Below are 21665 nucleotides of genomic sequence, written 5' to 3' on the forward strand. Positions count from 1 at the left end.
ATGCGATATGGCCGTCTACCTACCCACTGCTGCCGTCGGGAACGGTCGGGTGCTCTGCACCCTCGGCCGAGCCGGCGAGATCATGTCGTTCTTCTACCCGCATATCGACTTTGCCCAGAACGTGCGCCAGCTTCTCCCGGCGCTATACGTGGGTGACCCCGGGCATGGTCGTTTCCTGTGGGCCTTCGACGGGGAGTTTGCGACCCACCAGGAGTATGTGGCCGGGACCAACGTCCTGCGCACGGTCCTGGAGCTTCCCCTGGCAGACCTGACGGTGACCTTTACCGACCTGTGCCCTCCGGGCTCGACGGCGCTGGTGCGACGGGTCCGTGTACAGGCTGGCGAGCACTCCGGCTTCCGGGGCACGCTGATGCTCTACGGCGAGCTTCGGCTGTGCGAGGTCACCGGCAAGCAGTCGGTGCAGCACCGGATGCAGGACGGAATCACGGTGCAGTACTTCCGCGACGTCGCGCTGGCAGTCGGCGGCGAGCGACCGGCGACCTGGCGCTGCGGCAAGTCCATCGATGAGGGTCCGCGGAGCGCCAAGAGTGACATGTACGACGGTCACCTCAATGGCCAGCCCGAGGACATCGGGCAGGTGGACTTCGCCCTGGGCTGGCACGTCGCCCTCGGTCCGCGGGAGTTCCGCGAGTTCGACATCATCCTGGCTGCCGGACGTGTCCGGCGCGAAGCCGTCCAGCATGCTACGGAGCTCGCGCAGGTCGGCGGCGCGGAGCTGGAGCGCCAGACTGCCGAGGACGACCGTGAGTGGCTGTCGCAGCTTGTCCAGCCGACGGTGGAGGCGACCTTCCTGCGTGCCTACGAGCGGGCGTTGCTGTCGCTGCGGATGCTGCAGGATTCGCAGGCCCACTCGGTGGTCGCTGCGCCGGAGTTCGACCCCTCCTATGAACTGTGCGGTGGCTACGGCTACTGCTGGCCACGGGACGCTACGGAGGCCATGGTGGCTCTCGCCCGGGCCGGGGAACCCTCCGGGCTGACCCGGATTGCGCACTGGTACCTCAAGGCGCAGCTCCCCTCCGGGCAGTGGGGCCAGCGGTACTGGAGTGATGGCCGGATGGCCTCCTCCTGGGCCCTGCGCGAGGACTTCCTGCAGGTCGACCAGACGGCGGCTGCGCTGCTGGCGCTGTGTGAGGCTGCCCGACCGGAGGCTCCGACTGGCGGTGAGACGCCGGTCATGTCCGTGGAGCTTGCCTGGCCTGCGGTGCAGCGTGGCGCTTCGGCCCTGGCGGCGATGGTGGATGACAGCGGCTGGCACGCCTTCGCCTGCGACCTGTGGGAGACGTTCTGCGGCAGCTTCGTCTACACCAATGCGGCGATCTGGGCGGCCCTGCATAGCTCGGCACAGGTAGCAAGGGCACGAGGCGAGGTCGACCTGGCTGCAAGCTGGGAGGCGACCTGCACTCGGATGAAGCGGGCGACCATGGCCCTGCATAACGGCCGGCACTTCCCGCGCGGTGTCTTTGCCGACGGCCGTCCGGACATGATTGTGGACTCCTCGACCCTGGGCGTCTCGGAGCCCTTCGCGATGCTCTCGGCGCAAGTCCCGCAGGAGCGAAGGCTCATCGAGTCGAACCTGCAGGTGATCGAGGAGCGTCTCAACTACCGGCTGCCGGATGGCGGAGTGGGAATCCGGCGCTATGAGGGTGACGGGTACCTCGGCGGCGTCATCGGCTGCGTGAACACCCTGTGGTTTGCGCTGGTGTGCCTGCAGCTTGCGGTGTCCTATCGCGACGAGAAGCCCGACCGCGCGGAGCAGTTGCGGAACAAGGCAGAGGGCTACCTGCGTTTCTGCCTCCAGCACACAACGCCGACCGGACTGCTGCCGGAGCTCATCGGAACGCACCCAGAGTACCCCTACTGGGCGGTTCCGCATAGCTGGGCGTCGGGACTGATGGTCAAGGCCGTCCTGGAACTGGCAAAGCTCGACTAACAGCAGAATCCGGACCAGTGCAGCCGCTGTGGAGAGAGCCCCTCCCGGGGCTCTCTCCGTTGTCGCGCGTTGCACAAACTCGCGACCGTGCCCTGTGCCAGCCCTGCGGGGTCACTGGTCGCCAAATCGGGGATCGCTGGATGAAATCACCCTTCGGCGCCTTCGTGATGATCCTGCACGGCCATATCCCCTATGTTCTCGGACACGGGACCTGGCCCCATGGCAGCAACATGATCTATGAGGCCGCGGCGGAGACCTACATCCCCTTGCTCTGGGCGCTGGAGGAGTTGGTGCATGAGGGCATCTCGCCCAACATCACCATCAGCCTGAGCCCGATCACGGTGGAGCAGCTTGCCGATGAGCGGTTCAAGATGTGGTTCGAGGCCTACCTGACGGACAAGCAGAAGACCGCCCAGAGGGACGCGGCGGAGTTTCAGGCTCGTGGCGACGGACACCTGGCCTTCCTCGCCGGGCAGTGGGAAGGGCGCTATCGGTCCGTGTGCGAGGCCTTCATCGACGGCTACGACAGGGACCTGGTGGCAGCCTTCCGGCGACTGCAGGATGGCGGGCACATCGAGGTCATGACCTGTGCCGCCACTCACGGCTATCTGCCCTTGCTCCACGAGGACGCCAGCATCCAGGCGCAGATCCTGCAGTCGGTGCAGACCTACGAGCAGCACTTCGGCCGACGACCGCGTGGCATCTGGCTACCGGAGTGCGCCTATCGACCGCGCTGCCGCTGGGCGCCGCCGCCGGAGATCGGCTACCCGGAGACGCCCTATCCGCGTAAGGGCATCGAGGAGTTCCTGGGCGAGAACGGCTTCGACTACTTCGTCGTCGACACTCACATGCTCGGCGGCGGGAATCCGCTGCCTGTGAGTGTGAGCCGCGAGGACACACTCGGGAAGGCTTGGGGCCACATCCGGCACGTCCGTGAGGCCTCGCCCTACTACGGCGCGAAGACCCCTTACCGTCCGTACTTCGTGGGCGACCGCTTTGAAGACCATCCGCCGGTCGCAATCCTGGTGCGCGACCCGGACACGAGTCAGCAGGTGTGGAGTGGCTGGCGGGGCTATCCGGGCGACTACTGCTACCTGGAGTTCCACAAGAAGCACATGCCCGGCGACTTGCGCTACTGGCGAGTGACGGACGACCTCAACGACCTCTCCAGCAAGGCGCCCTACGAGCCCCAGCTTGCCAACGACCGCCTCCAGGAGCATGCCGGGCACTTCCTGTCGCTGGTGAAGGAGAAGCTGCGAAACGCGCCCTGGGAAGGCGGCATGCCGCTGGTCTGCGCGCCCTTCGATGCGGAGCTGTTCGGGCACTGGTGGTTCGAGGGTCCACGCTGGATGAGCAAGATGCTGCGGTGGATGAACCAGGACCCGGAGATCAGTGTGATGACCGCGTCGGCCTACCTGGCGGCTCACTCACCGGACCGGGCGACCGCACTTCCCGAGGGTTCCTGGGGTGCCGGTGGTGGGCATTACGTGTGGATGAACAACGAGACCGCCTGGACCTGGCACCGCGTGTACGATGCAGAGAAGGACTTCCGCGCCCTGGTGCGGGAGCATGGTCGGGGACACGACGAAGTGATGCAGCGGCTAGTCCGTCAGGCGGCCAGGGAGCTGCTGCTCCTCCAGGCCTCAGACTGGCAGTTCCTGATCACCACCTGGTCGGCTCGCGACTACGCCGAGGCGCGGCTGAACTCCCACTACAACGACTTCAAGAGCCTGATGCGGGTGGCCCGGGACTATGCCGCCGGTCGGGTCGTCTCTGACGCTTCCTGGGCAGCCGTCGGTCGAATCAGCGACCGCGACCGTCCCTTTGCCAAGATCGATCCTACCTGGTGGGGTCGCGTCAAGCGCCCCGCTATCGGCTAACCCACCAGGTCTTCAGCACGCAGCGAGCATCGCAAGAAAAAACGGCCACCACTGCTGAAGTGGTGGCCGTGTTCGTTACTGGGTCTTGGCGGGCGGGAAGTTTGGCGGCATCCACGCCGGCAGATCGGCTATCGATTGCCGTGCCTTCTCCGACGTCGGCACGCCCCAGGTCTGGAAGAAGGGCCCCAGGTTCTTGCCGACCTGTCGCGAGAACCGCACCATCCACTGGTCGCGCTTCTCGTCATCGTTCTTGGGCAACTCCGCCGCCGGAGCCTTGCGGTACTGGTTGATGACCACGCGGAAGGGGTCCCAGCCGAAGCCCTCCTGAAGCTGTGCGTACATGCGCAGCGCGAGGAAGGGGTCGCTCTTCCACTTGTCAAAGGGTGCGCCCGCCGCAAGATAGTCGGCGACCTTCTTGTCCATCTTGTCCGCCGACACACGGCCGGTGACGACCGGCTGCCCGCAGACCTTGTCGAAGACGTACATCGTGAAGAGGTTGACGGTCACCTCACCGGTACCGCCGAAGGTGTAGTTCCCCGACTGGTGATTGTGGCCCAACTCGTGGAACAGGCCCCAGTCACCGGCCTTGATCTTGTCATAGCTGACCATGCGCGCAGGCGCGTCGAGCCAGGTCATGATGGGGTAGCCGGAGTGCATGTAACCGGCGCTGATCTGCTCGTCGGAGCAGATACGCTCGGGACGCTTGCGCTCGTGAGGGATGCCCGCGAAGTCGGCCTCGGTGTCCAGCACCTGATCCCACAGGCGCATGAGCTGCTCCGGGTCGTCAAGGGTGCGCACATGCTCCGCGGGGACGGTGAGGATGACCTTGCTCGAGGCCAGTTCGGCCCAGGGCCCCGGGGCCTGACGGATCGTGCTGCGCCACTGGTCGAGACTGGTCTTGCCCAGCTCATAGAGGGGAGCTTCGACCGCACCGGACACGCCAACCGAGAGGGAGCCCAGCTTGCAGTTCTCGGGGACCTCGACATAGACCAGTCCGCCGAAGGGGCTGGCCACGGTCGTCTCTGCGCTGGACAGTTTCCAGGAGCGGCTGATTTCGGGGAAGCGCTTCCAACTGTCCAGTCCCCAGAGCTTGTCGGTGTGAGAGCCGATCCTCACGCTCAGCCCCTTCCCCACCGCAGCGGCAGGAAGAGTGACGGTCACGGACTCACCGGGAGCTGCGTAGAGGCCGAGACTGTGCCAGGCAGGAACGGCGGTATCGAGGCTGACCTGTCGGCTGACCCGCGGGGCATCGGCAGGAACCGAACCAGGGAAGCTCGCCGCCGAGGGATAGGCTTTCACCTGCGGTACCGGCACGTTGCGCATCTGAGAGAAGTCGCGGATGATGGAGAGGCGGGCGAAGGGCTGCTTGACGGTCACCGGCGCCTTGTCCGTTGGGAGGGCCTGCTCGCCGCGCTCCGCGATGAGTGAGTTCAGTCGCGGGTTGATGAACTGGTCGTCGGGCGGCAGAGCACGCAGCGCCAGGGACAGAGTCGACCCGATCTGGGCGTTCTCGGCCTCGGGGATCTCGGTGCCCTGCGCCAGTCGGCTAAGGGCCACGGAGGACTGGGTGAGTTCCAGCTCGGCGGGTGCGGTGAGGTAGCCCTTGGGGTCGGTCTCATCGACCATGGCATCGGCCCAGGTGATCCCCATCGGTGCGCAGATGCGGTTGCCGCCCATCTCGGTTCGCACGTCGCGACCCGGGTTGAGCTGCTGCCAACCCCAGGAGCAGGCATGAAGGAACAGGCCGCCGCCCTGGCGGACGAAGTCGGTCAGCGCCGCCGCTGCCGGTGAAGTTGTGGTGCCGCCGAAGGACTGCGCCGGACCAAAGAGCACCTGCACCTGGTTGAGCTTGGCGGGGACGTCGGCCTCCGTGAGGACGAGCACCTTGTAGCCCGATTCACGCAGGACGCTGGCGACCTCCGGCAGGCCAATCACACCGACGACCGGGTCGGTCTTCCCGGCGGCCAGCCACTTCGCGATGTTCCCGGTGAGTTGGCGGTTGTCGACGCTCTTGAGGGACGCCCCACCGAAGAAGCCGCCGTGACCTGCGGCGAACAACCGACCCTTGCCGTAGTGAGCAGCGGCAAGGAAGGGTGCCCGGTACTTGCCCGTGCGTGCTGTGGCGACGACGAAGGCCTGATCGCCCGACACGACGATGGCCGCAGGGATGCAGCCGGGCGCGATCAGTAGCCGCGTGCCCTTCAGGAGCGCGTCAACATCCTCGGGCGCCGCGAGACTGACGACTTGTGAGGAGATGAGCAGAAGCAGCGCGAGAGCAGCGGTGGCCAGGCGGGCACGCATCACAGATCAGCTCCTTGTGTGTTGCGAACTGGGGCCCTTGGTCCGCGCCGACGTGCGTCAGATCACCTTGAGCAGCATCAGGAGGCCCATCACGATGAAGGCTGCACCGGCCAGGTAGCGGATGATCTGCTCCGGGAAGCACGTTGCGCAGAGCTGGCCAAGAACCACGCCGAGTGCGCTGACGATCGTCAGGGCAAGCGCGGCGCCGGCGAGCACGAGATAGGGGCTGTTGAACTTCGCTGACTGGGTGATGACGGCGAGCTGTGTCTTGTCGCCGAGCTCGGCAAGAAGCAGGAGCGTAAAGGTAGATACGAAGGGCTTCCAATCCACGGTAGGGACCTCCAATATGCACTGACGCGCCGCAGCCGGTAGCTGCGGCGCGTCAGTATTGTACCATAGGGCAAGGGCTGCGAGGTAGCCGTGACGTCAGCACGTCCAACCGACGGCGACCAGAAGCCCTCCTGGCGCTAGAGCGATGGGATCGCGAGGTTCGTCGCACCCGTGTCGGCCGCCTGCTGAGCGGTGAGCGCAACCATCGTCGAGCGGAAGCACTCTTCTCGGCACAGGAAGGGCTCGGCCCCGAACTCGACCTGCCGGGCGAAGTCCTCGAAGGGATCCACGCCGGGACCTTCGGCCTGCTCTATCACGGCTTCAGGCTCCCCGGCACGCTGGAGGATCAGCCGCTTGTCGCTCTCGTAGGCCAGATGGCCCTCGCTTCCCCAGAGGAAGAAACGCCAGTGAGCGGCATGACCCGCAGGTGCCAGGTAGGAGCAGTCGCCCATCATGCGGGCACCGTCCTCCATTTGCAGGAAGCTCTGGGCCGACTGCTGGAAGTGCTCCGGTGCCGGTGAGCCCTGAACAGGTCCGGCGGCCGCGCTCAGCACGTGGCTGAACTCCTTGCCGGTGATCCAGCGCAGCATGTCGAAGCCGTGGATCATGATGTCATTGATCGTGCCGCCCTGCTTGCCGGGCTCGAAGTACCACCCTGGACGCGAGCCCCAGTTCAGCGGGTGCAGCCCGAAGACGGTGGCCGTCGCGAGGTTGCCGATCGCGCCCGAGCGGACCAGGTCGCGCATCTTCATCGCAAGTCCGCTGTAGCGCATGGTGAAGTCGGCGTGGACGACCAGGTTCTTCTCACGGGCCAGAGCGGCGATCTGCCGCAACTGGTCGACCTCGGTGCACAGGGGCTTGTCCGTCACGACATGCTTACCCGCTTCGAGGGCTTTGATCAGGATCGGCCCGCGACGGGCGAAGTAGTCGATGCAGGCCAGGGCGTCGAAGTCGACCTCCTGCAAGACCTGGTCGAAGGTGTCGTGGGTCAGTGTGACCCCCAACTGCACCGGGATCTGGTCGCGCGCAGCGGGATCCTCCTCGACACAGGCCACCACATCGACGTGTTCGAGCCGCTGCGCCGTCTGGTAGAGGGCGGCAGCGTGAGCGTGACGGAACCCCACGATCGCTAGTCTCATGAAGCAGGCTCCTCAGCCGGAACGGTCTCGCCGTAGGCCCTGGCGAGTCGCTTCTCAGAGACAGGCACGGTGACAAGGCTCACGAGCGGTACCAGAACGAGGGAGACGATCATGCCCAGGGACGCCGCCACCGGAGCGTTCGCAGGCCCGAGGACGAAGAAGCCGCCGACGGAAGTGATCAGACCGCACAGAAGGCCACAGACTGCGCCGGCCGGAGTAGTCTTGCGCCACAGAATACCCCAGACGAAGGGGCCGATGAAGGCGCCGGAGAGGGCACCCCAGGACATGGACATCAAGGTGACGATGGCACCGACCTTGCCGGCAGCCATGATCACCGAGAGCGCCACGAAGACGCCGCAGAGGACCCGCATGAGCAGAAGACCGTGCCTGGATTCCTGGCCCTTGCGGTTCCGGGCTCCGAGCAGGTCGACGGTGATCGCGGCGCTGGAGACCAGCACCAGCGAGGACAGCGTGGACATCGAGGCAGCCAGGACGACCAACAGGACGACTACCGAGAACCAGGTCGGAGTGTACTTGGTGAGCAGCTCCGGCGTGATCTTGTCGAAGTCGGGACCGTGTCCGTTGGCCAGTTGCGGGAGGTCTGCAGCGCTGGCATAGAAGTGATGGGAGAGACCGCCGCAGTAGTAGGCGCTGAAGGAGATAATCGCCGAGAAGATGGTGGCGATGATGATCCCGCGCTTGATGGCATCGCGGCTCTTGATCGAATAGAACTTCTGGACCATCTGCGGCAAGCCCATCGGCCCGACGCTGGTCATGAACACGAGCCCCAGCAGCGAGATGAAGCCCGGGAACAGCGGTGCGGGCGCACCGGGAGGCGGCGGATTGAGCGCCGGAGCGCTGGCTGGCAAGAGCCCTTGCTCGAAGGAGCCGAATACTCCCAGACCGGTCGCCTGGGCCAGGAGCAGCACCATGATGATGACGCCGAAAATCTGCATCACACCCTGCACCATGTCGGTGAGGGTCACTGCGAAGTACCCGCCCATGACCAGATACACGCCGGTCAGCACGGCCATGAAGATGATCGCCTGGAGGTAGCCGATCCCCAGGTTCACCTCGAACAGGTGCGAGAGGCCCTGGTAGACGCCAGCGGAATAGGGAACAAGAAAGACAAAGATGATGATCGCCGAGAGCGGCTTGAGCCAACTGACGCCATAGCGGGCTGCGAGGAACTCCGGCATGGTGATGGCGTCGAGACGCTCGGTCATCTCTCGTGTCTTGGTGGCAAGTAGCGCCCAGGCCAGAGCTGTGCCGATCACGGCGTTACCCAGAGCGACCCACAGGGCGTGCATCCCGAAGCCCCAACCGATCTTGCCGGCAAAACCAACGAAGAGAACAGCGGAGAAGTACGTGGTGCCGTAGGCCATGGCGGAAACCCAGGGCCCGATGGTGCGGCCGCCGATGAAGAAGTCACCGACGTTCTTGGTGCGACGCATCGACCACCAGCCAATGCCGAGCATGACGCAGATGTACAGCAGAACCGCAAGACCTTTGCCAAACGTTTCCAAGTGAGAACCCTCCCAGGGCTACGACGAATCTGAACACCCTTCCGTCTCACCGGTTACGCGGCTGTGCCTCTCTCCCGAAGCACAGGCCCCGCGCCTCCCACCGCGACGGGCGGCGATGTTGTCTACTGGGCGTCAAGGCCCAGCTCTTTAGCGACACGCTGCAGCCCCTCACTGGGGGGCCACATCGATATCGCCTGTTTCACCATCCTTCGGCCTTCGTCAACCTCTCCCAACAGGGCGAGACAGGTGCCCCAGGCCAGCAGGACCTCGGGTTCGTTCTGGCTCTTCTCCCATGCGGCCTGAAGGGGAAGCAACGCCTCCACGGGGCTTGCCCCTTGCTTGAGCAGGACTACACCGAGTCCCAGATTGGCCGCAGAAGAGGAGTCATCGTAGTTGGTGGCCATGCGGAAGGACTCCTCGGCCGCCTTCCACTGGCGTTGCTCGGCGTATATGCGCCCTAGCCAGGTGTAAGACCTCCCACTGGGTTTGCGCGTTTTGATCTCCTCTGAGGCGAGGAGCGCCTGCGCCCAGTTGCCCTCCTGGGCCAGGAATCCGACCATAACCTCCAGCGCCGTCGTGCTCTTGGGGTCAGCATCGGCGGCGGCCCGCAGGTGCTCGTACATGGACTTCTTGTCGGCCATGGAGAAACACGCAACGGCTGCGAAGGTGAGCGCTTCCGCCTTGAGCGAGGGGATCTGCTCGGACAGCTTGAGGTAGTCGTCGCGACAGGAGGTCAGCACCCGCCGCTGGGCGTCATCCAGGCTGTCCCAGAGGGGCTTGTCAAGGCCGCCGGACATCTGCGAGGTGAAGAAGGGCATCATCTTGGCTGAGACGGCATACTCGGCCAGACGTGGGAAACCCGGGGCCAGCGCAGACGCCTTCTTGAGGATCTCGCTCATTTCCTCGAAGGCCCCAAGACGTTTGAGCCCTGACTTGGGGTCCGCGCGCAACTCCAGCACCTCGGGCAGCCACTTGGCGATGAACAGCATCACCTGTGGACGGGGATCATCGGGTGCGAGCCGCAGGGCTTCTTTGGCCTCGGACTCGGCGGCCTCCAGGTGCCCGCGCATGAGCTGGGGCATGTTCAGGCTGTGGGCCATCACCGCGTGCTTGGCGTGCAGGTCGGCTGCCAGCTCATGGGGCTTCCACAGCGTCTCGTCCGCCACCATCGCCAGCTCGATCTGGGTGGCTGCATCCTCATCGCGCGACAGGGCGACCAGTACCTCTGCATAGCCGGTGTGGGCACGAGCATTCTGCGGCTCCGCCTGGAGGAGCTTGTCGTAGCCTTCTGCTGCCTTCTGATAGCTGGTGGCCGCATCGTCATAGCGCCCGAGTTGCTGCTGCAGGCGAGCCAGTCGCAGCCACAGATCGGGCCGCTCCCCGGCCTTGAGCTCCTCCTGCACCTTTGCGACGTCGCCCTCCGGGTCAAGCGAATCGGGGATCCGCAGGTCGCTCGTAGCGAAGGTGACGTTGAGGTTCAGCGCGATCTTGGGGAGCTGCAACTCCTGGATCAGCACGCCGGGATCAAGAGCGAAGGCAGGCGACACGACGGCGGCAAGACATGCCGTCGCCAGGGCCCTCCAGGTAACGCATCGTAGGGAACGGCTACACCGTGCGCCCAATTTGTGCTCCTTCCCAGATCGCATGATGCAGCGTGCGTGCCTCCACGCAATCGCCGATCGAGTAGACCTGCAGCCCCGGCGGTGCAGCCTCGGGAGCCGGGCCCTGCTGTGAGCGATGGCCCAGGGCGAGCACCACGGAACCCGCGGGCAAGCTCCTCAGGACGCCCTCGCTTCCCCGGACTGTCACCGTGCCCTCGGCAACGCTCAGCACCTCGCAGGCTGTATACACCTTTACGCCGAGGTCCGCAAGTTGCCGGGCGACGAAGTGCTGAACTCCAGCAGCCATCCGCGGCCCAACAAGGGGCTCCCTTTCGAGCAGCGTCACCTCGTGCCCACGTCGCGCCAGATGCAGGGCGGCAAGGCAGCCGGACTCCCCGGCACCAAGGATCGTCACCACGTGCGAGAGGGGCCTCTGCGGGTTCTGAAGGCAGTCGAGGACATCGACGACCGTGCCTGAGACGCCGCCGACCACGGACTCCCGCGCCGTCGCAGGTCGTGAGCCCGTTGCGATCACTACCACGTCGGGAGCTGCCGCGGCAATCGTCTCCCAATCAGCCTTCTGCTGCCAGAGCACCTGCACACCCGAGGCGTCCAGAGCGCCGACCATGCTGCCCAGGAGATCGGCGAAGGCGCCGCTCCGGTCTGCACAGACCAGGTCGGCGAGACGGCCTCCCAAGGTCGGCCGTTGCTCCCAGAGAGTCACCTCGTGTCCGCGCCGGGCGGCCACGGCTGCAGCCGTCATCCCGGCCGGTCCGCCGCCGATCACCAGCACCTTGCGCCTCGGCTCGGCAGGTGGCAGGGCATCGTCTTCCCACTCCGCCTCGTGACCGGTGGTGGGGTTCGTGACGCACTCGCAGCCGGCTTCAGGATCACGGGCCTTCCCCAGGCATCCCAGGTTGCACTGCACGCAGGTGATGATATCGCGCTCTCGGCCCTGGCGCGCTTTGTTGGCCCATTCCGGATCGGCCAGCAGAGCTCGTCCCAGGGCGACGAGGTGGCACTGGCCTGCGCTCAGGGCTTCCTCGGCCCGCGCAGGAGTGCGCAGGTTGCCGACACCAATCACCGGCACACTGACCACCCGCGCTACGGCGGCGGCGAGAGGCAGCAGATGGCCCTGTGGCATCAGGAAGGGCGCTGAGGCGTAGGAGGAGGTCTCGCCGATCCCCGCCGAGACGTGGATCGCACAGTAGCCGTAGCCCTGGAGCAGGACGGCCACCTGCTGCATCATCTCCGGCGTCATCCCGCCGGGAACGTACTCCTCGGCGGACACCCGACACCACACGGGGAAGTCCTGTCCACAACGCTTGCGGATGGCGGCGATCACCTCAGCGGCAAAGCGCGTGCGTTTCCGCAGATCGCCACCGTAGGCGTCGGTGCGCCGGTTGAGGTGCGGCGAAAGGAAGGAGCAGCCCAGGTAGCCGTGGGCCATGTGGACTTCGACCCCATCGAGGCCTGCCTGCCTGGCTCGTCGTGCACCCTCGCCAAAGGCCTCTACTGCCTCGCGGATCTCCCTGACCGTCATCTCGCGAGGCAGTCGTCCGTCGCGGCCGGTCGGGACGGCCGAGGGCGAAAGCGTCTCCTGGCCGATGACCTGCACACTCGCCTGGCGTCCACCGTGCTGAAGCTGCAGCGCGATTCGGCCACCGGCCTCATGTACGGCATCGGCGAGGCGGCGGAAGCCGTCGATGTAGGTGTCATCGAGGATTGCCAGCATTCGCGGAGCCGTCAGCCCCAGCGGGTGGACCGCCGTGTGCTCGACGATGTTCAGCCCTGTGCCGCCGCGCGCACGCGCCACATGATAGGCGATCAGCCGATCCGTCACGCGGTGCTGAAGGTCCGCGTAATGGGTCCCCATCGGCGCCATGACGATGCGGTTCGGCAACTCCAGGCCGCCCAGGGAAAGGGGAGAGAAGAGTCTGGGATAGCGCATAGGCTCCGGGACCTTCGTGATCATGCAAATCCACTACTGGACTGTTCGCCGCTACCGTGCCTTTGCCCTCCGTCTCGGCGCTTGTGGCAGGAGTCGCCTCCTACACCCCGAATCCTTCCAAGGGTCCTGCCTGGCCTAGTGACGAGCCGGGAGGCCGTCACAGGGGATGCAGCCGGGTAGGTTTTGACCTGGAAAGGATGATGGTGGATGCGTGTCTCGGTAGGTGTGTTGGTCTGTCTTCTGCTCCTGGTCGTGTCCTGCTGGTCCTTTTGCGCGGAGGAAACAGCCACTCTATCGTCTTCGAACGAGACCGCACTGGAGAAGCTGCCGACCGTCTCGCCCAAACTGCCGAGCGAAACGAAACTGGTTCTGCCGGAGCTCAGCAACCTGGTTCTGGCGGCCGACCGGGCGGCAATCCCGGGCACGATTCGACGTCTCCCCGATGCCGCCGGGGCGATTGCCCCCTGGTTCGTACGACCTCGCGCCGCTAGTCTGCATAGCTTCTGCATCGGGCGCTGGCTGTGGGATCCGCCGGCCGCCCGACGAAGGATCCTCTACTACTGCGACTCGAACGACCGGCGCATCTTCTTCTCCGTGGGCCCCGGTCACGAGGCGGTTCTCGGCGTCCACAGAACCCTGGTGCGTGAGGTCTGCTTCGGCCCGGGGAACCAGTTGTACTTCTCCGAGGCCAGTGGCGCCCAGGCCGACGGCAAGGTCTTCCGCATCGTCCCCGGGGCCGGAGTGGTCCTGTATGCCACGGTCAGCATCGGGCGCATCGGCGGGTTCTGGTCGGGCAACTTCGGCTTCGATCGATCCGGCATGATGTACGTGTCAAACGGCAACCTCGCTGCTTCGGCTCTGTGGCGGTACCCAATCGGAGCCATGCCGGTTCCGCTGTTCCGGCACCCCAACCTGAGTGGGTTCTTCGTCCGCCAGGGCGCTGAGGCGATGCGAGGGGTGTTCTTCAGCGACCTGACCAACGTGGTGAACTACCGGGTGATTGGTGGGGCGGGTGCGCCGGCTCACTACCCCGGCCCTGCGCGTTGCGAGTTCTGTGACGTCTGGGTGCCGTCCTAGATTGAGGAGGAAGGCGAGGCACAGCGGCCTTGTTCCGCACGAGGCCGGCAGGCTGTGGCCCGCGAGGAAGGACTTGGCGTCTGGAGAGCGAAATAGCTTCGCTCATCAGTGCGAAGACCTGCCGGCGCGGGCCGGCATCGACACCTCAGGGAGGTTTGGGCATGGCCAAGAAGATCAAGGCCGCTGTGATCGGCGCCGGCGTCGGCAAGTACCACATCGAGGGCTACCAGTCGCATCCGGGCTGCGAGCTCGTGGCGCTGTCTGATATCAACAAAGCCGCTCTCGACGACACCTGCTGCAAGTTCGGCATCTCCAAGGGCTACACAGATTACAAGGAGATGCTGGCCGACCCGGAGATCGACTGTGTGAGCGTCTGCCTGCCGAATGCGCTGCACAAGTCCGTGGTCATCGACTGTCTCGAGGCCGGCAAGAATGTGCTGTGCGAGAAGCCACTGGCACGCGACGCCAAAGAGGGCGCCAAGATGGTTGCGGCGGCCGAGAAGGCCGGCAAGAAGTTCATGATCCAGTTCAACAACCGCTACCGGCCGGAGGCCCAGTTGCTCAAGAAGTACGTGCAGCAAGACGAGCTGGGCAAGCTGTACTTCGCGCGCTGCGGCTGGATTCGGCGCAATGGCATTCCCGGATGGGGCGGCTGGTTCACGAACCGCGACCTCGCCGGCGGCGGCCCGCTCATCGACCTGGCTGTGCACATGCTCGACCTGACCATGTGGCTGATGGGCAACCCCGAGCCGGTCACCGTCCTTGCCTCGACCTACTCGGCCTTCGGCCCGAAGATGGAAGCGCTGGGTCCCTGGGGCACTCCCAACCTCAAGGGCAAGTTCAACGTCGAGGACATGGCTGTGGCCATGATCAAGTTCGCCGGCGGCCAGACCATCTCGCTGGAGGCCTCCTGGGCCTCGCGCTGCAAGCGTGAGTGGGTCTACTCGACCCTCATGGGCGACAAGGCCGGTGCGAGCCTGGAGCGCGTCTTCGGCTTCGACGGCGTGGACGACACCTCGATCGACACGCTGGAGCTGTACACGCAGGAGAACGGCGTCCCGGTCAACCGTGAGCTGATCGTGCAGCCTGATCCGGCCATGGGTCGCCACTCCGCAGTGAGCCACTTCGTGGACTGCCTGCTCGACGATTCCGTCGAGATGATCTCCCCGGCGACCGACGGCCTGCGCATCATGAAGATCCTGGATGCCGCCTACAAGTCGGCGGAGACCGGCAAGGCCGTCAACATCAAGTAGGTTGCAGGACCGACTGAACCGGAGCGAACAGAAGGGCCGAGGCAGATGCCTCGGCCCTTTGACTCACCTTTAGGTTCGGCGGAACGAGCCGTCTACTTCCCCTTCGCGGCCTTCAGTACTGTGGCCGCGTCCGCATACCCCTTCAGGAACTCATACAGGGTCTTGCCGTCTTCGCCCATCGCGGCGGAGTCCGCTTCCGCCGTTTCTTCCTTCGTATCGAGGCGCTTCAGGAGGGCGGCGGAGGGTACCAGCCACGCGCTCTTGGACTTCTCGGCAAGCAGAACCACGTACTGCGCGCTCTTCACTCGAGTCACCGGGAGGTTCCACACCAGGGCCTCGCTGGCTTTGTCCTCTTCGGCCCGGTAGACCTGGACCGAGTACAACTGTCTGGCGCCTGTGCCCGTCGCGAGCAGATCGAAGGGAGCCTCCTTCGCCTCAGGCAGGTACACCGCAAGACCCGCTCCCTTGAGGAACGCAACAGCCGAGTCGACCGCTCCCTCTGCGGGTCTCGGGGTCGCGGCAGACGGAGTCGGTTCGGCGGGAGTGCTGAACTGTGGCTTCGCGGCGGGTTCCGGAACGGGCCCCTGCTCAGGTGACGCCGGAGCCGGGACCTCTACTGTCGGCCTGGCAGCCGGAGCAGTGCCCTTCGGCGCTGTGTACTGGCCGGAGAAGGCGCTGCTGTGAACCAGAGTCTTGAAGGCTGCGTCGATCGCGACCTTGGCGGGCTCGGGGCAGGCCATGACGTAGTAGACCAGATCGGTGCCGGTGGAGTCGGCCCAGTAGTTGCGTGTGACGGCCAGCTCCATGTAGGTCAGGGTGCCGGCCAGCGCCTCATCGAGGAAGTTGCGGATGCCCCAGCCGGCCCCGTCGCCGACCATCGCGAACTTCACGGCAGGACGTCCGGCGATGGTGAAGCCCTCATAGCGATTGTAGGCGATCTCCTCTGCACCGAGCGCGTCCTGGAAGGAGTCGGCGAGACTGGAGAGCAGGAACTGGCCCTGCGAGCGACTGCCGAGGACATACAGGACGGCCGTGCCGCCGTCGGTCTGCTTCTCCCAGCCTGCGAGGAGACCGGCGCCGAAGTTGGCGACCTTGCGGGTGGGGCTGAGGGGCTTCCATCCCTCAGGGGCTTTGACGGTGAGCAGGTAGTCGGCGAGGGTAGCCGCCTCGGTAGCGATAGCGAGACAGAGGAAAAGTATGACGAGTGCAGAGACCAGGGACGTCATGCGCCGCATGGTAGAGCTCCTCCCGGGTGGCATACGACGCGCGCCCTCCGAAGAGGGCGCGCGCTGTCAGGCGGTTCGTCAGGCATCAGCGGCAGTGCAAGGACGGCTACGGATCGACCCAGTGGTAACCCTTGTGCACGAAGACTTCCTTGGTGTGGTACTTGGTCGCCGGGCTGACGGCAGTGTACTGGGTGATGAAGTAGCTCCAGAAGGTCCAGCCGTCATTGGTGCGGCCGATGAAGCGTTCATGGCTGTCCTGCTTGGCGTTGGTGGCGGAGTTCGGGTTGGCCCGAACGCGGAGGGACAGCGGCAGCGCACCCTGGTTGTAGATGAACGCGCGCTTGCACATCGGGATCGTGACGTCGCGGACCATGGTCTCTACATTGGCCGGAGCCGGCAGAGCACCATTGGCAGCGAGAGACTGCGGCACGACTAGCTTCATGAACTTGTCAATATTCGGCTTGGTGCCATCGGCGAGAAGGACTTGGACTACGTCCTGGCTCACGTGTGCAGATACTTGAACAGTTGCGAGCTGCAGCGGGTAGTCGGTCACGACCGCTGAAGTGGCGCCCTGAGCGAAAGCAAACGACACAGACAGCAGCGCGACCAGGACTGGCACGGTCACTTTCATGAATCCGATCCTCCCTAGGTGTGTTTGGGTCCTTGCCAGGATGAGACTCGCAGCAGGCCTGTACACAGCTTCTACGCCAATCGGTGCGACCGCCAACGCCCGACAGCACGGCTGTCATGAACGCCGGAATGATAGTCAATGGCGTCACCGTTGTCAAGGTTACCTGCTTGTTGAGGCTCCTCCACGACCGGCGGCCTTGATGTCGCCTCGCTTCCTGCTTTGTGAGTCGGCCTAGCGTCTGATGAGGCTACTTTGAGGCGTCTCAGCCACGTTGCCCGTGTCCTGCCAATTGCCCCTTCCCTCCTTCTCGCGCCGCCGCTATCATAGGGGTTATCTGAGATTCGGGAGTTGAGCTAGCAACATGACGGACTTGAGATTCGCCGAGGTGCAACGTGCTCTTGAGGACCAGCAGGACAAGGTCACCAGTCTGCTCTGCGACCTGGTTCGCGTGCCCTCAACAGTCGGAGGCGAGGCTCCAGCGATGGAGTTGCTCGCGGAGCGACTCCAGGGCCTGGCCGATGTAGTGGAGTTCGTGCCCGTCACCGAGGACCTGCGCAAAGACCCGGACTTCTCCTATCCGGTTGCCGGGCTACACTACGGTGACCGCCCGAACCTGCGGGTAGTCAAGAAGGGGTCGGGCAAGGGCAAGTCGCTGCTGTTCAACACCCACCTGGACGTAGTGCCGCCTTCCTCGATGCAGCAGCGCCCCTTCGACCCGCAGCTGGTTGATGGCAAGATCTACGGTCGTGGCGCCTGCGACGCCAAGGGACAAGTGGCCTGCGCCTATGGCCTGCTCGCAGCGCTGGATGCCCTGAACATCACCTTGGCCGGTGATCTCATCTTCCACTTCGTGATTGAGGAGGAGGTCGGCGGCAACGGTACCGTCGCGATGGTGCGGCACGGGGATACCGCAGATGGCTGCGTGGTGCTCGAGCCCTCCGACTTCGTGATCCTGCCGCAGATCCGCGGCGCCGTGTGGTTCGAGACCACCATCTACGGCCAGTCGGGGCACAGTGGCAAGCCCGGCGGCACGGTCAGCGCACTGCTCAAGTCCATCGTGGCCATCGACGCCTTCACGCGCTACCACGACGAATGCCTTGAGCAGTCGCGCGGCAAGTACCCGCTCTTCGATCAGTTCGAGAACCCCGCGCCCTTGACCGTGGGGCAGCTTGAAGCAGGTGACTGGCCGGCCCAGGCTCCGCAGAAGGCGGTGCTCAAGGGTGTGCTGGGGATCCTCCCGGACCGCACCAAGGAGCAGGTCATGGAGCAGATGCGCCAGGCGCTGCGGGAGGCCGGCGACGAGTGGCTGGCCGAGCACTTCGAGATGGACTTCACCTACCGGCATGACGCCTCGGTGATCGCCCCGGACCATCCGCTGGTGCAGTCACTCGAGCAAGCCTGCCGTCACTGCGACCAGGAGCCCTCCGTCTCGGCCATGACCGCCTCCTGCGATGCCTGGATGTACAATAATCAGCTGAAGATCCCCTCACTGGTCTTCGGCCCGGGGAGCCTGACCGTGGCGCACAGTGACCAGGAACACATCGCCGTGAGCGACGTGTTGAAGGGGTCAGGCATCCTGACGGCGCTGGTAAGTGACTGGTGCGGCCTCGCCTGAGAGCGCAGGGAAGGCCTCTTGCCTCCCACCGTGAGGCGTGGCCGAGGGAAGTCCCGGCCGGGGAATTCGCGACCCAAAGGGGGTTCGTCAATGAACACACAACACCTTACTGTGTGCGTCGCCGACATTGACCGCTACAACCTGGCGACGCGCCACTTGACGTTAGAGCAGGTCGCCGAGTTCCTGCAGGGCTTCTACGAGCGTGTCGGCGAGGTCCTGCTTTCGCACAGCGGCAGGCTGGTGAAGTACATCGGCGATGCCGCTCTCATGACCTTCGACGCGGGCAAGGAAGAGGTCGCCGTGCGGGCGATGTGGTCCCTGCGGAGCGTGTATCAGGAGTGGGTCGACGGGCTCAGCACCGACCTTGCAGTCAGCGAGCTGTGTGTGGGTATCGCCACCGGCCAGGTGGTGGTCGGGCAGTTTGGCCACCCGCGGATGCTGCAGTATGATGTCGTCGGTCGGCCGGTGACGATCGCCTCCTTCCTGCTCAACTGCGGCGGCGTGGTCATGGATAAGGCGACCTCCGAGGCGGTGGCGGGACGTGTGCAGATGGAGACCGCGACGGCGCCGGGTGGCGTGACGGGGTACCGAGTTACCGGACTGCGATGATCTCGCGCGAGGGCTGTCTGTAGGGCGGTCCTTGCACTGGGATCTGCGGTAGAGACACCACAGTGCTGTGGCCCGTCGCTTGGGCCTGATAGGAGTTGTGAGTATGCTCGCACTGGTCAAGACACAGAAGGGAGAGGGCTTCCTGGAACTGCAGGAGGTTCCCGAGCCCGTGAACGCCGAGGACGAGGTCCTCATTGAGGTCAAGGCCGCCGGCATCTGCGGCACGGACATCCATGTGAAGCATGACACCTTCCCCTACTGGCCGCCGGTGATTCTGGGGCACGAGTTCTCCGGCGAGATCGTGAAGGTCGGCTCACAGGTCAAGGGCTGGAAGGTCGGCGACCGCGTCGTGGGCGAACCTCACACCAAACACTGCGGCGAGTGCTACCTGTGCCGCATGGGCCACATCCAGAACTGCCCCGAGAAGCGCTCACCCGGTTGGGGCATTGACGGTGCCTTCACCCGCTACCTCAAGTACCCGCCCAAGCTTCTGCATCGGATTCCCGACTCAATGACCTATGAGCAGGCGGCCGTGGTCGAGCCGACGGCGAACGTTGTCACCGACATCATCGTCCGCGACGCCATCGGGGTAGGCGACTTCGTCGTGGTCTCCGGACCGGGGCCGATCGGTCTGCTGGCGGCGCAGGTCGCCAAGGCCGGCGGTGCCCGTGAAGTGATGATCGTTGGGGCACCGGCCGATGAGAAGCTGCGCCTGTCGACGGCCCGCAAGCTCGGGATCGATCATGTGGTGAACTTCGCCGAGGTCAATCCGGTGGAGCGCTGCCTGGAGCTCACCGACGGCCGTGGTGCAGACCTGGTCATCGACTGCAGCGGCGCGCCGCCCGCCATCGCCCAGGCCTTCGACCTCGTGCGCAAGTGGGGCAAGGTCTGTGCGATCGGCCTCACCGGCAAGCGGCCCGTTACCCTCGACTGGGACGCCGCTATGACCAAGGTCGTAACGCTGTACTTCAACATGTCGACGGAATACCGGAGCTGGGACATGACGATCGGCCTCATCGCCTCCGGCAAGGTGCAGGTCGATCCGCTCCTCACCCATGTGCTGCCGCTGACAGAATGGGAGAGGGCTTTTGCCGCCGTTGAGGAAATGGAAGGGTTGAAGGCAATCCTCGTTCCCTGACCACGACCACCTGCGTTGTGCGGGCAGTGCCACCCGGCCGCCGGTTGCTGGGCCTTACAAGGGAGTACGCGACATGTCCAACAAGACTTACGGTTTCGGTATCGTCGGTTGCGGCCTCATCTCGCAGTTCCACGGACAGGCGATCAAGGCTGCTCCAGGCGCCAAACTCATCTGCGCCGCAGACCTCAACCAGGAGCGCCTCGGCAAGTTCTGTGCCGACTTCGGTTGCGAAGCCGCCCCGAGCTTTGAGGCCATGCTTGAGGACCCCCGCGTTGATGTCGTCAACGTCTGCACCCCGAACGCTCTGCACGCCAAGTTCGCAGTTCCAGCGATGAAGGCCAAGAAGCACGTGATCGTCGAAAAGCCGCCGGAAATGACCCTCGAGAAGTGCGACGAGATGATCGCCGCCCGCGATGCGAACGGGGTCAAGGTGGCCATCTCGCTGCAGTGCCGGTTCCGCAAGGCCGTGCGGGCCATCAAGGAAGCCATCGAGAGCGGACGCTTCGGACGGCTCATGGCCGGCGACACCTACATGAAGTGGTACCGCTCACTGGACTACTACAAGATGGATGACTGGCGCAGCAAGCGTGATCAGGGCGCCGGGGTCACCATCCAGCACGCCTTCCACTACATCGACCTGCTGCAGCACCTCATGGGGCCGGTGGCACGAGTGGAGGCTCGCATGACCAACCTGGCGCACCCTGAGGTGGAGCTCGAGGACACCGCCTTCGCCTTCCTGGACTACGCCAACGGGGCCCGCGGCCTGGTGGAAGCCAGCACCGCCTGCTGGCCCGGCACCGACGTCCGGATTGAGATCAACGGTGAGAACGGCACCGCGATCATGATGGGCGAGCGGATCGTCACCTGGGAGTTCAAGGACAAGCAGCCCGGCGACGAGGAGATGACCCGCATCGGCAGCGCCGACGTGAAGACCGGCGCCGGCGGTGCTGCGGACCTGGGCTATCACGACCATCAGTCCATGGTGGAGGACATGATCGAGGCGATCAGCACCGACCGCAGCCCGTACATCCCCGTCGAGAGCGCGCGAGAGAGCCTGGCCATTGCCCTGGCCATGTACCGCTCCGCAGACTCGGGCGAGCCGGTCGAAGTCTAGTCGCCGACGGCAGGGCCACGTCGCTGTACACAAGCACACGAAACAACACGGGCCGCGCTCCTCAAGGGAGTGCGGCCCGTTGCTTGTGGCGACAGAGGAATGGCGCTACTCGCCGCGCAGGAAGTCGATCTTCACCTCGCCCAGCGGCGTCCCCCCTGTCGGATCGAGGCGCACTGAGGTGATGGTCCCCTGCCAGAGCTTGCTCTCGCCCACCGGGATCACGTACTCGTGGAACTGCCCGTCTGGGATGGTGCGGAAGCGCATCGACTTGGGCTCGTCGAGTGATGGCGAGTCTGTGGTGCTCCAGAAGAGCTGCGCATCGG

The 21665-nt window shown here is 65.0% G+C and carries 17 protein-coding genes; 8 read left to right on the forward strand and 9 right to left on the reverse strand.

What is annotated here, in order from left to right; all coding sequences use genetic code 11:
- Window positions 1-7: 7 nt before the first annotated feature.
- Window positions 8-1951, forward strand: coding sequence for a glycoside hydrolase family 15 protein (locus tag ABFE16_20325; protein MEN6347648.1), 1944 nt, complete (start codon window positions 8-10; stop codon window positions 1949-1951).
- A 140-nt stretch (window positions 1952-2091) separates the two neighbouring features.
- The gene (locus ABFE16_20330; protein ID MEN6347649.1) at window positions 2092-3831 is read left to right on the forward strand and encodes a 1,4-alpha-glucan branching protein domain-containing protein; all 1740 of its coding nucleotides are present in this window, start codon (window positions 2092-2094) and stop codon (window positions 3829-3831) included.
- A 75-nt stretch (window positions 3832-3906) separates the two neighbouring features.
- Here ABFE16_20330 and ABFE16_20335 read toward each other — a convergent pair whose 3' ends face one another.
- From ABFE16_20335 to ABFE16_20360, 6 genes are all read right to left on the reverse strand, one after another.
- Window positions 3907-6132, reverse strand: coding sequence for a M60 family metallopeptidase (locus tag ABFE16_20335; GenBank protein MEN6347650.1), 2226 nt, complete (start codon window positions 6130-6132; stop codon window positions 3907-3909).
- Between the two features lie 57 nt (window positions 6133-6189).
- Entirely contained in the window at window positions 6190-6462 is a 273-nt protein-coding gene (locus ABFE16_20340) for a TMEM165/GDT1 family protein (GenBank protein MEN6347651.1), read from the reverse strand.
- A 137-nt stretch (window positions 6463-6599) separates the two neighbouring features.
- The gene (locus tag ABFE16_20345; protein ID MEN6347652.1) at window positions 6600-7601 is read right to left on the reverse strand and encodes a Gfo/Idh/MocA family oxidoreductase; all 1002 of its coding nucleotides are present in this window, start codon (window positions 7599-7601) and stop codon (window positions 6600-6602) included.
- Window positions 7598-9127: a hypothetical protein gene (locus ABFE16_20350; protein ID MEN6347653.1), complete on the reverse strand. Its 1530-nt coding sequence runs from the start codon at window positions 9125-9127 to the stop codon at window positions 7598-7600. Before ABFE16_20350 ends, ABFE16_20345 begins: the two co-directional genes overlap by 4 nt.
- Window positions 9128-9249: 122 nt before the next feature.
- Complete coding sequence (locus tag ABFE16_20355) at window positions 9250-10674, reverse strand: tetratricopeptide repeat protein (GenBank protein ID MEN6347654.1); 1425 nt, start codon at window positions 10672-10674, stop codon at window positions 9250-9252.
- A gap of 58 nt (window positions 10675-10732) precedes the next feature.
- Entirely contained in the window at window positions 10733-12703 is a 1971-nt protein-coding gene (locus tag ABFE16_20360) for an FAD-dependent oxidoreductase (protein MEN6347655.1), read from the reverse strand.
- 183 nt (window positions 12704-12886) lie between these two features.
- Here ABFE16_20360 and ABFE16_20365 point away from each other — a divergent pair, with 183 nt between their 5' ends.
- Both ABFE16_20365 and ABFE16_20370 read left to right on the forward strand, forming a co-directional pair.
- Complete coding sequence (locus tag ABFE16_20365; protein ID MEN6347656.1) at window positions 12887-13756, forward strand: hypothetical protein; 870 nt, start codon at window positions 12887-12889, stop codon at window positions 13754-13756.
- Between the two features lie 161 nt (window positions 13757-13917).
- Window positions 13918-15009, forward strand: coding sequence for a Gfo/Idh/MocA family oxidoreductase (locus ABFE16_20370; protein MEN6347657.1), 1092 nt, complete (start codon window positions 13918-13920; stop codon window positions 15007-15009).
- A gap of 92 nt (window positions 15010-15101) precedes the next feature.
- Here ABFE16_20370 and ABFE16_20375 read toward each other — a convergent pair whose 3' ends face one another.
- Both ABFE16_20375 and ABFE16_20380 read right to left on the reverse strand, forming a co-directional pair.
- A complete protein-coding gene (locus ABFE16_20375) occupies window positions 15102-16244 on the reverse strand; it encodes a hypothetical protein (protein MEN6347658.1) in 1143 nt (380 codons plus the stop codon).
- A gap of 97 nt (window positions 16245-16341) precedes the next feature.
- Window positions 16342-16866: a hypothetical protein gene (locus tag ABFE16_20380; GenBank protein ID MEN6347659.1), complete on the reverse strand. Its 525-nt coding sequence runs from the start codon at window positions 16864-16866 to the stop codon at window positions 16342-16344.
- 361 nt (window positions 16867-17227) lie between these two features.
- On the opposite strand from ABFE16_20380, the gene ABFE16_20385 reads away from it, so the two are divergent.
- The 4 genes from ABFE16_20385 to ABFE16_20400 all read left to right on the forward strand — a co-directional run bounded on the left by ABFE16_20385 (window position 17228) and on the right by ABFE16_20400 (window position 21342).
- Window positions 17228-18481, forward strand: coding sequence for a M20/M25/M40 family metallo-hydrolase (locus ABFE16_20385; protein MEN6347660.1), 1254 nt, complete (start codon window positions 17228-17230; stop codon window positions 18479-18481).
- 90 nt (window positions 18482-18571) lie between these two features.
- Window positions 18572-19090 carry an adenylate/guanylate cyclase domain-containing protein gene (locus ABFE16_20390; GenBank protein MEN6347661.1) on the forward strand — a complete coding sequence of 173 codons (519 nt, stop codon included), beginning with the start codon at window positions 18572-18574 and terminating at the stop codon, window positions 19088-19090.
- A 103-nt stretch (window positions 19091-19193) separates the two neighbouring features.
- Window positions 19194-20228 carry a zinc-binding dehydrogenase gene (locus ABFE16_20395; GenBank protein ID MEN6347662.1) on the forward strand — a complete coding sequence of 345 codons (1035 nt, stop codon included), beginning with the start codon at window positions 19194-19196 and terminating at the stop codon, window positions 20226-20228.
- 73 nt (window positions 20229-20301) lie between these two features.
- On the forward strand, window positions 20302-21342 hold the full coding sequence (locus ABFE16_20400; GenBank protein ID MEN6347663.1) for a Gfo/Idh/MocA family oxidoreductase: 1041 nt from the start codon (window positions 20302-20304) through the stop codon (window positions 21340-21342).
- A 105-nt stretch (window positions 21343-21447) separates the two neighbouring features.
- On the opposite strand, the gene ABFE16_20405 is transcribed toward ABFE16_20400, so the two are convergent.
- Window positions 21448-21665, reverse strand: a 218-nt coding sequence (locus ABFE16_20405; GenBank protein MEN6347664.1) for a hypothetical protein, incomplete at its 5' end; no start/stop codon positions are given.

This window comes from Armatimonadia bacterium (genome assembly GCA_039679385.1).
Taxonomy (GTDB): Bacteria; Armatimonadota; Zipacnadia; order Zipacnadales; family JABUFB01; genus JAJFTQ01.